The sequence below is a fragment of the Nocardioides sp. Leaf374 genome (genome assembly GCF_916862475.1).
Taxonomy (GTDB): domain Bacteria; phylum Actinomycetota; class Actinomycetes; order Propionibacteriales; family Nocardioidaceae; genus Nocardioides; species Nocardioides kribbensis.
Genome location: NZ_CAKASO010000002.1, coordinates 176,663 through 189,630, shown reverse-complemented (window position 1 = coordinate 189,630; position 12,968 = coordinate 176,663). Strand labels below are relative to the sequence as shown.

At 74.6% G+C, this 12,968-nt stretch carries 13 protein-coding genes; all 13 read left to right on the top strand.

What is annotated here, in order from left to right:
• Positions 1 to 100 precede the first annotated feature (100 nt).
• The 13 genes from mftA to LPA27_RS01850 all read left to right on the top strand — a co-directional run bounded on the left by mftA (position 101) and on the right by LPA27_RS01850 (position 12,902).
• Positions 101 to 232: a mycofactocin precursor MftA gene (mftA, locus tag LPA27_RS01910; protein WP_228941301.1), complete on the top strand. Its 132-nt coding sequence runs from the start codon at positions 101 to 103 to the stop codon at positions 230 to 232.
• Entirely contained in the window at positions 217 to 507 is a 291-nt protein-coding gene (mftB, locus tag LPA27_RS01905; protein WP_056863032.1) for a mycofactocin biosynthesis chaperone MftB, read from the top strand. The genes mftA and mftB overlap by 16 nt, the downstream gene beginning before the upstream one ends.
• Complete coding sequence (gene mftC / locus LPA27_RS01900; RefSeq protein WP_228941300.1) at positions 504 to 1,910, top strand: mycofactocin radical SAM maturase; 1,407 nt, start codon at positions 504 to 506, stop codon at positions 1,908 to 1,910. The genes mftB and mftC overlap by 4 nt, the downstream gene beginning before the upstream one ends.
• Before the next feature lie 9 nt (positions 1,911 to 1,919).
• The gene (gene mftD, locus LPA27_RS01895) at positions 1,920 to 3,221 is read left to right on the top strand and encodes a pre-mycofactocin synthase MftD (protein ID WP_228941299.1); all 1,302 of its coding nucleotides are present in this window, start codon (positions 1,920 to 1,922) and stop codon (positions 3,219 to 3,221) included.
• Positions 3,222 to 3,229: 8 nt separating this feature from the next.
• The gene (mftE, locus tag LPA27_RS01890) at positions 3,230 to 3,991 is read left to right on the top strand and encodes a mycofactocin biosynthesis peptidyl-dipeptidase MftE (protein WP_228941298.1); all 762 of its coding nucleotides are present in this window, start codon (positions 3,230 to 3,232) and stop codon (positions 3,989 to 3,991) included.
• On the top strand, positions 3,988 to 4,761 hold the full coding sequence (locus LPA27_RS01885; protein ID WP_056863035.1) for a mycofactocin-coupled SDR family oxidoreductase: 774 nt from the start codon (positions 3,988 to 3,990) through the stop codon (positions 4,759 to 4,761). Before mftE ends, LPA27_RS01885 begins: the two co-directional genes overlap by 4 nt.
• A 13-nt stretch (positions 4,762 to 4,774) precedes the next feature.
• Complete coding sequence (gene mftF, locus LPA27_RS01880) at positions 4,775 to 6,235, top strand: mycofactocin biosynthesis glycosyltransferase MftF (protein WP_228941297.1); 1,461 nt, start codon at positions 4,775 to 4,777, stop codon at positions 6,233 to 6,235.
• Between the two features lie 169 nt (positions 6,236 to 6,404).
• On the top strand, positions 6,405 to 7,280 hold the full coding sequence (locus tag LPA27_RS01875) for a 3-hydroxyacyl-CoA dehydrogenase family protein (protein WP_200918968.1): 876 nt from the start codon (positions 6,405 to 6,407) through the stop codon (positions 7,278 to 7,280).
• A 63-nt stretch (positions 7,281 to 7,343) separates the two neighbouring features.
• Complete coding sequence (locus LPA27_RS01870; protein ID WP_056863518.1) at positions 7,344 to 8,489, top strand: thiolase family protein; 1,146 nt, start codon at positions 7,344 to 7,346, stop codon at positions 8,487 to 8,489.
• Between the two features lie 52 nt (positions 8,490 to 8,541).
• The gene (locus tag LPA27_RS01865; protein WP_056903113.1) at positions 8,542 to 9,729 is read left to right on the top strand and encodes an acyl-CoA dehydrogenase family protein; all 1,188 of its coding nucleotides are present in this window, start codon (positions 8,542 to 8,544) and stop codon (positions 9,727 to 9,729) included.
• A 10-nt stretch (positions 9,730 to 9,739) separates the two neighbouring features.
• Entirely contained in the window at positions 9,740 to 11,260 is a 1,521-nt protein-coding gene (locus LPA27_RS01860; RefSeq protein ID WP_056863038.1) for an AMP-binding protein, read from the top strand.
• Complete coding sequence (locus LPA27_RS01855) at positions 11,257 to 12,138, top strand: nuclear transport factor 2 family protein (protein WP_228941296.1); 882 nt, start codon at positions 11,257 to 11,259, stop codon at positions 12,136 to 12,138. The genes LPA27_RS01860 and LPA27_RS01855 overlap by 4 nt, the downstream gene beginning before the upstream one ends.
• Complete coding sequence (locus LPA27_RS01850; protein WP_056863040.1) at positions 12,138 to 12,902, top strand: crotonase/enoyl-CoA hydratase family protein; 765 nt, start codon at positions 12,138 to 12,140, stop codon at positions 12,900 to 12,902. The genes LPA27_RS01855 and LPA27_RS01850 overlap by 1 nt, the downstream gene beginning before the upstream one ends.
• The last annotated feature ends 66 nt before the right edge of the window (positions 12,903 to 12,968 follow it).

Sequence of the window (12,968 nt, the reverse complement as noted above, 5' to 3'; positions counted from 1 at the left end):
CCGGATTCGGGGCCCCTGACCCCTGGCGTTTTGGCCACGGGTGCCATTAGCGTCCGATGTGACCTGCACCACGATCCGCAGCAGCACGAGAGGAGCACCCATGAACCCCGAGGACACCACGCCGGACACCACGCCGGACACCACGCCCGAGGCCGCCGGCCCGGAGGCCGGCCTGACCGCGGAGAGCCTCATCGAGGAGGTCTCGATCGACGGCATGTGCGGCGTGTACTGATGCTCGACGAGGCCTGGACCCTGTCGCCCTCGGTGGCCCTGCGACCCGAGCCCTTCGGTGCGCTGGCCTACCACTTCGGCAACCGGAAGCTCACCTTCCTCAAGCGCCCGGAGCTGGTGGCAGTGGTCCGGGCCCTCGCCGACCACCCCGACGTCCGCACGACCCTCGAGGCCGTCGGCGTGCCCGAGCCGCAGCACGCGGCGTACGCCGGGGCCCTGCGCGGCCTGGCCGACTCCGACATGATCCGCCCGCGCGCCCAGGAGGCCGTCGCATGACCCTCGCCCCCGTCCGACCCGCCGCCCAGCCCGCCCCGCCCGCCGCCCCGCCCGCCCCGGCCGCCGGCCCGACCACTCGGGAGCGCCCCCTCGGCGGCACGCTGGTCGAGCAGTTCGAGCTCGGCCTCGACGCCCCCATCTGCCTGACCTGGGAGCTCACCTACGCCTGCAACCTCGAGTGCGCCCACTGCCTCTCCAGCAGCGGCCGGCGAGACCCCCGCGAGCTCACCACCGAGCAGGCCGAGGCGGTCATCGACGAGCTGCAGCGCATGCAGGTCTTCTACGTCAACGTCGGCGGCGGCGAGCCCACGATCCGCCCCGACTTCTGGCACCTACTGCAGTACGCCGTGGACCACCAGGTCGGCGTGAAGTTCTCCACCAACGGCGTACGCCTGACCCCGGAGAACGCACGGCTGCTGGCCTCGCCCGCCTTCGGCGGCTACGTCGACGTGCAGATCTCCCTCGACGGCGCGACCGCGGAGGTCAACGACCACGTGCGCGGCCCGGGCTCCTACGACACCGCGCTGACCGCGCTGGCCAACCTGCAGGACGCCGGCTTCACCGACGCCAAGATCTCGGTGGTCTGCACGCGGGAGAACATCGGCCAGCTCGACGAGTTCAAGGCCCTCGCCGACCGCTTCGGCGCGACGCTGCGCCTCACCCGGCTGCGCCCCAGCGGCCGCGGCGCCGACGTGTGGGACGAGCTGCACCCGCTGCCCCACCAGCAGCGTGAGCTCTACGACTGGCTGGTCGCCCACGGCGAGGACGTCCTCACCGGTGACTCCTTCTTCCACCTCGCCGCCTACGGCGAGTCGCTGCCCGGGCTCAACCTGTGCGGCGCCGGGCGCGTGGTGTGCCTCATCGACCCCGTCGGCGACGTCTACGCCTGCCCCTTCGCCATCCACGACGAGTTCCTCGCGGGCAACCTGCTCGCCGACGGCGGCTTCCAGAAGGTCTGGCAGACCTCCGAGCTCTTCCTCGGGCTGCGCGCGCCGCAGACCGGCGGGGCCTGCGCGAGCTGCCAGTTCTACGACACCTGCCGCGGCGGCTGCATGGCCGCGAAGTTCTTCACCGGCCTGCCCATGGACGGCCCCGACCCCGAGTGCGTGCAGGGCTACGGCGAGCAGGCGCTGGTCGCCCTCGACGCCGCCGGCGGGCGCCAGGTGCCCGCGTCGAGCCAGGACCACTCCAAGACCGCGCCGACGCGCAACCAGCCGGTGATGCTGACCCTCGGGCGGCGCCCCGACACCCTGACCCTGCCGTCGGCCCCGCCGGTCTCGGCGTGCGCGGAGAGCCCGCTCGCGGGCTTCGTGCCCCCGCCGCCCCAGCAGCCGGTCCAGCAGCCGGTCCAGCAGTCGGTCCAGCAGCCTGACCCGCAGTCGATCCCGCACGCCGAGCAGTGAGGTAGCGCCATGACCAAGCCCGAGTGGCTCTCCAAGGTGGAGAACCCCTGGAAGCAGAACCCGTGGTTCGAGTCGGTGGCGGTGGCCCAGGAGCGGGCCCGCAAGCGCCTGCCCGCGCCGGTCTACGGCGCTCTCGTGGCCGGCTCCGAGCGCGGCCAGACCATCGCCGACAACCAGGCCGCCTTCGCCGAGATCGGCTTCGCCCCGCACGTCGCGGGCCACCAGCCCGAGCGCTCGATGGCCACCACCGTCATGGGGCAGCAGATCTCCCTGCCGGTGGTGATCAGCCCCACCGGGGTGCAGGCCGTCCACCCCGACGGCGAGGTCGCCGTGGCCCGGGCGGCGGCGTCGCGCGGCACGGTCATGGGGCTGTCGAACTTCGCCTCGAAGTCGGTGGAGGAGGTCTGCGCGGTCAACGACCAGACCTTCTTCCAGATGTACTGGACCGGCGACCGCGACGTGATGCTCCAGCGCATGCAGCGGGCCAAGAAGGCCGGCGCCAAGGGCCTCATCGCCACCCTCGACTGGTCGTTCTCGATGGGCCGCGACTGGGGCAGCCCCGAGATCCCCGAGAAGGTCGACCTGAGGACGATGGTGCGGATGGCGCCCCAGGTGGCGACCAAGGCGCGCTGGCTCTACCAGTTCGGCCGCACGGGCACGATCCCCGACCTCACCGCCCCCAACCTCGCCCCTCCCGGTCAGGCGAAGGGGCCGACGTTCTTCGGCGCCTACTACGAGTGGATGACCACCACCCCGCCCACCTGGGAGGACGTCGCGTGGATGCGCGAGCAGTGGACCCAGCTCAGCGGCATGCCGTTCATGCTCAAGGGCGTCTGCCGCGTCGACGACGCCCTGCGGGCCCGCGACTGCGGCGTCACGGCGATCTCGGTCTCCAACCACGGCGGCAACAACCTCGACGGCACCCCGGCCACCATCCGCGTGATCGGGCCGATCGCCGACGCCGTCGGCCACGACGTCGAGGTGCTCATGGACGGCGGCGTCCGGCGCGGCTCCGACGTGGTCAAGGCCCTGGCCCTGGGCGCCCGCGCGGTCATGATCGGGCGCGCCTACCTGTGGGGCCTGGCCGCCAACGGCGAGCAGGGCGTCGGCAACGTGCTCGACGTGCTGCGCTCGGGCATCGACTCCGCCCTGCTCGGCATGGGTCTGTCGTCGATCGACCAGCTCACCCCCGACCTGCTGGTCGTGCCCGACGGCTTCGTCCGCGCCCTCGGCGTGCCGGCCGACGCGCTGACCCCCGAGGGGGCCCCCGACACGGCCCCCGACGCGGCCCCGGACCCGGTCCACCACTGAGGGCCCCGGTGGACCCGCACCCCGCGCCGGCCGGCGTCGCGACGCCGGTCGACCGCCGTGACCTGGCCGACGCCACCTGGCCCGACCTCCCGGCGACCCCGACGGTGCTCGTGCCGCTGGGGTCGCTGGAGCAGCACGGCCCGCACCTCCCGCTCGACACCGACGCCGCGATCGCCGACGCCGTCGCCCGCCGGGTGGCCGAGCTGCTCGGTCCCGACGGGTCGGGCGACCTGTGGGTCGCGCCGCCGGTGGTCTACGCCGCGAGCGGGGAGCACCAGATGTTCGCCGGCACCGCCTCGATCGGCACCGACGCGCTCCGCGCCCTGCTGGTCGAGCTCACCCGCTCGCTGCGCACGTGGGCCGGCCGGGTGGTCTTCGTCAACGCCCACGGCGGCAACCTCCAGGCCCTCGGTGCGGCGCTGCGCCAGCTGCGCGCGGAGGGTCACGACGTCACCTGGGCGCCCTGCGCGACCGAGGAGGTCGACGCCCACGCCGGCTACACCGAGACCTCGCTGATGCTCCACCTGCGCCCCGCGTCGGTGCGCCTCGACCGCGCGGTGGCCGGCAACACGACGCCGGTGCACGAGCTGCTGCCCGCCCTGCGGAGCGGGGGGGTCGGCGCGGTCTCGGCCAACGGCGTGCTCGGCGACCCCGCGGGCGCGAGCGCCGCGGAGGGCGAGCGGGTGCTCGAGGCGATGGCGCGCGACGTGGTGGAGCGCCTCGCGCGCGAGGGCACCGCTGCGGCGCAGCCCGCCGGGGCCCCCGCGTGAGGGTCGCCCTGGTCACCGGCGCGGCCCGCGGCATCGGCGCCGCGACCGTCGCGCGCCTGGCCGAGGACGGCTGGGCGGTGCTCGCGCTCGACGCGTGCGCCGGCCCCGAGGCGTCGCCGTACGCCCTGCCGACGCGGGCCGACCTCGACGCCGTGGTGGCGCCCTGGCCCGAGGTCGAGGCGTGCGTCGCCGACGTGCGCGACCGCGCCGCCCTCGCCGCCGCCGTCGCCCGGGTGCTGGAGCGCTGGGGCCGCCTCGACGCCGTGGTCGCCGCGGCGGCCGTGGTCGCGGGGGGACGAGCGCTGTGGGAGACCCCCGACGAGGAGCTCGACCTGCTCTGGGACGTCGACGCCCGCGGGGTGTGGCTCACCGCCGCCGTGAGCGTGCCCGCGATGCTGGCAGGGCCCGACCCGTCGGGCTGCCGGTTCGTGGCGGTCGCGTCGGCGGCCGGCACCCACGGCCTCTTCCGGATGGCGGGCTACAACGCGGTCAAGCACGCCGTGGTCGGCCTCGTGAAGGGCCTGGCCGCCGACCTCGTCGGCACCGGCGTCACCGCCGTGGCCGTCTCGCCGGGCTCCACCCGCACCCCCATGCTCGAGCAGACCGCCGCGCTCTACGACACCGACGTCGCCGCCCTCGCCGCCCACCAGCTGCTGCGCCGACCGCTGGAGCCCGAGGAGCTCGCCGCGACCATCGCCTTCTGCTGCTCGCCGGCCGGCGCCGTGCTCCACGGCGGCGTCGTCCACGCCGACGGCGGCTTCCCCGGATGAGGGTCCCGCGCCGATGAGTCTCGACGCCCCGACCCGCGCCGACGCCGCGGCGCCCCGCGCCGCCCGCCCCCCCGACCGGCTGCCCGACGGCTTCCGGGTCGCCCTGCGCCCCGACGTACGCCGCCTCGACGGCGGACGGCTGCTCGTCGGGGGCTCGCCGATGCGCGCGATGCGGCTCTCGCCCGCGGCGCTCGCCGTGCTGGGCGACGGCGGCCTCGTGGTGACCGACGACCGCTCGGCCGCGCTGGCCGCGAGCCTGCTGCGCGCCGACGTCGCGGAGCCGGTGCTCGACCCCGCACCGGTCGCGGCCGACCTGCTCACCGTGGTGCTGCCCGTGCGCGACCGCTGCGACCAGCTCGACCGCGCGCTGGGCGCCCTGGGGCGGGCCTGCCGCGTGCTCGTCGTCGACGACGCCTCCCGCGACCCCGCCGCCGTCGCCGCGGTCGCCCGCCGCCACGGCGTCGAGGTGCTCGCGCTCGCCGTCAACGTCGGGCCGGGCGGCGCCCGCAACGCCGGCCTGGCGCACGTGCGCACGCCCTACGTCGCCCTCGTCGACTGCGACGTCACCGTCGGCACCGACCTGCTCCTGCGCCTGGCCCGGCACCTCCTCGACCCGACGGTCGCGCTGGTCGGCCCGCGCGTGGTCGGCCGGGCGCGCAGCACGCGGGCGCGGTGGTGGGAGAGCTACGACGAGGTCGCCTCCTCGCTCGGCCTCGGCACCCGCGGCGGGGTCGTGCGCCCGGGCGCCGCGGTCGGCTGGCTGCCCGCCGCCTGCCTGGTCGGGCGGGTCGCCGACCTCGGCGAGGGCTTCGAGCCCGGGCTGCGGGTGGCCGAGGACGTCGACCTCGTCTGGCGCCTCGATGCCGCCGGTCGCACCGTGCGCTACGACGCGGGCGAGCATGTCGACCACGACGCCCGGGCCACCGTGCGCGGCTGGCTGGGCCGCAAGGTGCTCTACGGCACCGGTGGGGCGCTGCTGGCCCAGCGCCACGGCGACCGCGGCGCGCCCGCGGTGCTCTCACCGGAGCTGGCGCTCGCCGCGGCGGCGCTGCTGCTGCGCCGCCGCTGGTCGGCCCCGGTGGCCGCCCTGGCTGTGGCCCGCGGCGCGCACGCCCTGGCCACCACGCTGCCCGAGGCGCCGGAGCGCCCGCGCCTGGCCGCCGGCCTCACCGCCCGCGGCCTGGGCTGGGCCGTGCGCCAGGAGACCGGCCTGCTGCTGCGGCACTGGTGGCCGCTCACCGTGGTCGGCGCCGCCCTCAGCCGCGACGTGCGCCGCGCCGTCGTCTCGGCCCTCGTGGTCGACCTGGTGGTCGGCGTGCGCGAGCACCCCCGCGCCGACCCCCGCCTGCTGCTGCTCGGCCGCCGCCTCGACGACCTCGCCTACGGCACCGGCCTGTGGCTGGGCGCTCTGCGCGCCCGCTCGCCGCGCTGCCTGCTGCCGCGCTCGCCGCGCTCGCCGCGCTCGCGTCGCTGAGCCGCCCGTGCGAGCGGACCGCAGTCCGTCAACAAGAACGTTGACGGTCGAGCGCGGGGCGCCGTACGGTCGGGGCGGTCCCCGACCGTCGGGCCGACCGAGTGAAGCCGAGGACCACGATGACCCGACCTTCCCGTCCGTGCTGCGACCGTGTGAGGGGAGCCGGGTGGTGAGCACTCCGGTGCGGGCGGCGCTCCGGGGCGCGGTCGTCGGCGGCGGCACCATGGGGGTGGGCATCGCCTACGTGATGGCCACCCACGGCCTGCGCACCACGGTGGTGGAGCCCAGTGCCGAGCGCGTGAGGGCCCTGCGCGACGAGGTGGACGCCGCGCTGGCCGGCGGCGTCGCCCGCGGACGCCTCGACGAGGCGCGGGCCGACGCCGTCCGCGAGGGCCTCGTGGTCGTCGGGTCGGTCGAGGACCTCCCCGTGGGTCTGGACGTGATCGTGGAGAGCGTGCCCGAGCGGGCGGACCTCAAGGCGGCAGTGCTCGCCGCGGCCGAGGCGCTCGCTCCACGACTGCTCGCGACCAACACGAGCTCGATGTCGGTGGACGCCCTGGCTGCTCCCTTGGCGCATCCTGAGCGTTTCTGCGGCCTGCACTTCTTCAACCCGGTCTGGTCGATCGGGCTCGTCGAGGTGGTCCGGGGGGCTCGCACCGGCGCGGAGTCCCTCGCCCTCGCCCTCGACCTCGTCGGGGCGATGGGCAAGGAGAGCGCCGTCGTCAACGACTCGCCGGGCTTCGCCACCAGCCGGCTCGACCTGACGCTGGCGTTGGAGTCCATCCGGATGCTCGAGGAGGGTGTCGCCGCGGCCGAGGACATCGACCGGGCCGTGCGGCTGGCCTACCGCCACCCGGTCGGGCCGCTCACGCTCAGCGACATCGTCGGTCTCGACGTGCGCCTCGACATCAGCCGTCAGCTCGAGGTGTCCCTCGGCCCGCGCTTCGCGCCCCCGCGCCTGCTCGAGGAGATGGTCGCCGAGGGTCGGCTGGGCCGGAAGTCGGGGCGCGGGTTCTTCGACTGGTCCGAAGGAGAGCGCCCGTAGGTCTTGTGGAGCGTCAACGCATGTGTTGATACTGGTGTGACCGACACCACCTGAGGAGTGACCGTGCGCGACGCCGTGATCGTGGAAGCCATCCGTACCCCCGTCGGGAAGCGGGGGGGCGGCCTGTCCGCCGAGCACCCGGTCGACCTCTCGGCCGACCTGCTCGTCGCCCTCGCCGCCCGGACCGGACTCGACCCCGCCCTGGTCGACGACGTCCACTGGGGCTGTGTGCACCAGGTCGCCGAGCAGACCTACAACGTGGCGCGCAACGCGGTGATCGCTGCCGGGTGGCCCGAGTCGGTGCCCGGCACGACCCTCGACCGGCAGTGCGGCTCCTCCCAGCAGGCCGTGCACTCCGCCGCCGCCATGGTCGTCTCGGGGCAGGCCGACATCGTCGTCGCCGGCGGCGTCGAGGTGATGAGCCGCGTGCCGATGGGGGCCTCGGTGCTCGACAAGGACCCGTTCGGGGAGCGCTTCGCCGCCCGCTACGACGGGCGTCGACCCCACATGGGCCTCGGCGCCGAGGAGATCAACCGTCGCTGGTCGCTCACCCGCACCCAGCTCGACGAGTTCGCGCTGTCGTCGCACGAGAAGGCGGCCCACGCCCAGAAGAACGGCCTCTTCGAGAGCCAGATCGTCCCGGTGACCACTGCCGACGGAGTGACCGTCGAGCACGACGAGGGCATCCGGCCGGGCGGCTCGCTGGAGAAGCTCGCCGGCCTGCGGTCGGTCTTCGCCGAGGACGGCCTGCTCACCGCCGGCAACAGCTCCTCGATCAACGACGGCGCGGCGGCGCTGCTGGTCATGACCGGCGACAAGGCACGAGAGCTCGGCATGACGCCGATCGCGCGGGTGCACACCGCCGTCGTCGCGGGCGACGACCCCATCATCAGTCTCACCGCCCTGATCCCCGCCACCCGCAAGGCCATGGACCGCTCGGGCCTGTCGCTCTCCGACATCGGCGTCTTCGAGGTCAGCGAGGCCTTCGCCTCGGTGCCGCTCGCCTGGCAGAAGGAGATCGGAGCCGACCCGGCCCTGATGAACCCCCACGGTGGTGCGATCTCCATCGGCCACCCGCTCGGCGCCAGTGGGGCTCGGCTGATGACCACGATGGTCCACCACATGCGCGAGGCCGGCGTGCGCTACGGCCTCCAGACGATGTGCGAGGGCGGCGGGCTCTCCAACGCCACGATCCTCGAGCTGCTCTGACCCGGTCGACCTGCCACGCGCCGTCCACCACCCGCCACCACGAGGAGTCCCGATGTCCGACCTGAAGCTGAGCCACTCTCCGCTCATCCCGGAGACCGAGGAGCGTCGGGCGTTGCGGGAGTCGGTGGCGGCCCTGGCCGGCAAGTACGGTCGTGCCTACTTCCAGGAGGCGGCAGCCCGGGGCGGCTTCCCCGACGAGCTCTACCGCGACCTCGGGCACGCCGGCTTCCTGGGCGTGAACATGCCCGAGGAGTGGGGCGGCGGGGGCGGGGGCCTGGCCGACCTGGCCGTCGTGATCGAGGAGTGCGCCGCCCAGGGCTGCCCGATGCAGATGATCGTCATCAGCTCGATCACCGCATCGATCATCGCCCGCCACGGATCCGAGGTGCTCAAGGAGAGGTGGCTGGAGGGGATCTGCAGCGGGGAGAAGAAGGTGGTCTTCGCGATCACGGAGCCCGACGCCGGCACCAACACCCACAACATCTCCACCACCGCGACGCCGTCGCCCGGCGGCGGGTGGACCCTCACGGGACAGAAGTACTGGACCTCCGGGGTCGACGAGGCCGACGCCGTCATGGTGGTGGCCCGCGATGCCGAGCCGGGCCCCGACGGCAAGCGCACGCTGTCGCTCTTCCTGATCCCGACGGACGCGCCCGGATTCAGCTACACCGTGATCGACTCGGCCCTGCGGGCGCCGGAGCGACAGTTCGTCACCTTCTACGACGACGTGCCCGTCGCCGCCGACTCGATCGTCGGTGACCAGGGCCGCGGTCTCCAGCAGGTCTTCGCCGGGCTCAACCCCGAGCGGGTCGCTGCTGCGGCGATCGCCTCCGGCATCGCGCTGTACGCCCTGCAGCGCGGAGCGCTCTACGCCAACCAGCGCACGGTGTGGAGCCAGCCCATCGGCGCCCACCAGGGCCTGTCGCACCCCCTCGCCAAGGCCTACATCGACGTGCAGCAGGCCCGGCTGATGAACTTCCGCGCCGCGGAGCTCTACGACACCGGTCAGGACGCCGCCTGCGCCGAGGCGGCCAACATCGCCAAGCTCGCCGCCGCCGACGCCTGCCTGCTCTCACTCGACCAGGCGATGCAGACCCACGGTGGCAACGGCCTGTCCAACGAGTACGGGCTCTCCGACCTGTGGTTCACCGCACGCATGCTCAAGACGGCTCCCGTGAGCCGCGAGATGGTCCTCAACTACGTCGCGCAGCACAGCCTCGGGCTGCCCAAGAGCTACTGAGGAGAGCGGCGTGACCTTCACCTTCGCGGAGGCGCTGGGCGACCTGGCGTCCCGCACCCCCGACGCCACGGCCATCCTCTTCGAGGAGCAGCGCCTCAGCTTCGCCGACCTCCACGGCCGGGGCACCCGGCTGGCCCACGTGCTCGACGGTCTCGGCGTCGCCGACCAGCGGCGCGTCGGGTTCCTGGGCAGGAACTCCCCGGCCTTCTTCGAGCTGGCCCTGGCCTGCAGCCTCCAGGACGCCGTGCTCGTCGGGCTCAACTGGCGACTCTCCCGCTCCGAGCTGGTCTCGATCACCGCCGACGCCGACCTGTCGCTGCTGGTGGTCTCGCCCGACCTCGTGCACCTGGTCGACGCCGACGCCGGGGTGCGCGTCGTGACCACGGGGTCCGAGCTCGACGCCCTCGTCGCCGCGGCCGACGACACCCCGGTCGAGACGCGCACGCGTGGGGAGAGCGTGCTGCTGCAGTTCTACAGCTCCGGCACGACCGGCCTGCCCAAGGGCACGCTCATCACCAACGACAACCTCGCCTTCACCCGGACCAGCGGTCGCCTGCTCTACGGCATGGACGCCGACACGGTGAACCTGGTGCCCTCGCCGCTCTTCCACATCGGCGGCGCGGGCTACGGCTCGACCGCCCTGACCCAGGGCGGCACGACCGTGCTGGTGCCCGACTCGGACCCCCTCACGCTGCTGGGTGCGATCGAGCGTCACGGGGTGACCCACGCCTTCATGGTGCCTGCCGTGATCCAGGGCATCGTCGGCTCGCCGGCGCTGCGCACCTCCGACGTCTCCAGCCTGCGGCTGGTGGCCTACGGCGGGGCACCCATGAGCGAGGCGCTCCTGGAGTCGGCGATCGCGGCACTGCGCTGCGACTTCCTCGGTGTCTACGGGATGACCGAGACCTCGGGCACCGTGGTCGCGCTGGCTGCCACCGACCACGACCCGGGCGGCCCGCGCGCCCACCTGCTGCGCTCGATCGGCAAGGCCCTGCCGTGGGCCTGCGAGGTCGAGGTGCGTGACCCGGTGACACTCGAGGCGGCCGAGGTGGGCGCCGTGGGGGAGATCTGGGTCCGCTCGGGCCAGGTGACGCCCGGCTACTGGCGCCAGCCGGAGGCGACCGCGCAGGCGCTGACCGCCGACGGCTGGCTGCGCACCGGGGACGCTGCCTACCGGGACGCCGACGGCTTCCTCTTCCTCCACGACCGGATGAAGGACATGGTCATCACCGGCGGTGAGAACGTCTATCCCGCCGAGGTCGAGAACGTCCTGGCCCACCACCCGGCGGTGCTGGAGGTCGCGGTGATCGGCGTGCCGTCGCGGCGGTGGGGCGAGAGCGTCAAGGCGCTCGTCGTGCCCCGCCCCGGCGTCGAGGTCGACGCCGCCGACCTGATCGCCTTCGCCCGCGACCGCCTCGCCCACTACAAGTGCCCGCGCGCGGTCGAGACCATCGAGGTCCTTCCCCGCAACGCCTCGGGCAAGATCCTCAAGAAGGAGCTGCGCATGTCCCACGGAAGTCCCGTCTCGTGAGCGCCGAGGTGGCAGGTGTCGAGAAGGGCTCCGTCGGGGCCGTGCCCGACCGGGTCCTGCCGCTGGTGAGGCGGTGGACGGTGAGCTGGCTCAACGGCCACGACCCCGCTGCGTGCGAGGACCTGCTCGCCGAGGACTACCGGCTGCGTATCGGCACCTTCGAGGTCGACCGCCGTGACGACTACGTCGAGGCCACGGTCGGCCAGCTCGCGCAGTTCCCCGGGCTCGTGCTGACTGTGCACGACGTGCTGACCAACGGCCGCCAGGCAGCGGTGCACTTCACCGAGCACGGCGTCTCGCTGCGCCACGACGGCAACGCCGCGGCCTGGACAGGGGTCGTGCTCTTCGACTCCGACTCCGACTCCGACTCCGACTCCGACTCCGACTCCGACTCCGGGGTCAGGGGCAACGGGGCCGGCGGCGACCGGCTGACCCGCGCCTGGGCCGAGGAGGACTACGCCGCGCGGCGTCGACAGCTCGCCTCGGGCACGCCCGACCCGGTCGGCTCCCCGGCCGTGGCGCCGTGGGACACCCCCGCGGAGCCCGCCGACCCGACCGCCGAGTCCGTCGTGCTGGCGTGGCTGGAGGCAGGGTTGCCAGCGGTCGAGGGCGTGGTCTGGGACGACGCGGACCTCGACGACGCCGGCCCTGCGCTGACGGCGCACGGCGGGGAGGTCGACGTGGTGGTGTCGGCGGGCTCGCGGGTCGCCTTCCACGGGCGTCTCGCCGGCGCGGCGGCCGACGGCTCCGGCGGCAGCGCCGTGATGGACGTGGCCGGCTTCGTCACCGTGGTCGACGGGAAGGTGGCGAGCGGGGTCGTGGTCTCCGACCGGCTGGCGGCCCGCTCGGCGCTGAAGAAGTCGCGGCAGGCGGACTGATGGGTGCCGCGGTCGGTGTCGAGGACGTCGGGGCCGTGCGCGTGGTCACCCTCGACCGCCCCGCGGTGCGCAACGCCCTCGACCTCCCGACCGCGACCGCCCTGGCCGAGGCCCTCGACGGCCTCGACGACGATCCGGCCCTGGCCGTGGGGGTGATCACCGGCGCCGGCGGCCACTTCTGCGCCGGCATGGACCTCAAGGCCTTCCTCGCCACCGGGCAGCGTCCGGAGGTGCCCGGCCGCGGTCTCGGCTTCACCCGTCGGCCGCCGGTCAAGCCGCTGGTGGCCGCCGTCGAGGGCACGGCCCTCGCGGGTGGCTTCGAGCTCGTGCTGGCCTGCGACCTCGTCGTGGCCGCCCTGGACGCGCGTCTCGGCCTCCCCGAGGCCAGGCTGGGTCTGGTGGCGGGGGCGGGTGGCCTCCTGCGGCTCTCCGCACGCGTGCCCCGGGCGGTCGCGATGCGGTGCGCCCTCACGGGGGAGCCGTTCTCGGCGCAGGAGGCGGAGCGATGGGGCCTGGTCAACGAGGTGACGGCGCCCGGGGAGGCGCTCGACCGCGCCCTGGCCCTCGCGCGCCAGGTCGCGGCCAGCGCGCCGGGCTCGCTGCGGGCGAGCAAGGAGCTGCTCGACCGGCGGCTCGCGCCCTCGGCCGACGACGTGGCCCGTCAGGACGAGCTGCTCGAGGCGCTCGCCGCCTCCGACGACGCTCGCGAGGGTGCACGCGCCTTCGCCGAGAAGCGCCCACCCGTGTGGGGCCGGACGCCCTAGTGGGCGGCCCCCGAGGTGCTGCGGGCGGCGGTGCGCGCTGCGCGCCTGCCCTCCTCCGGCCGCCCC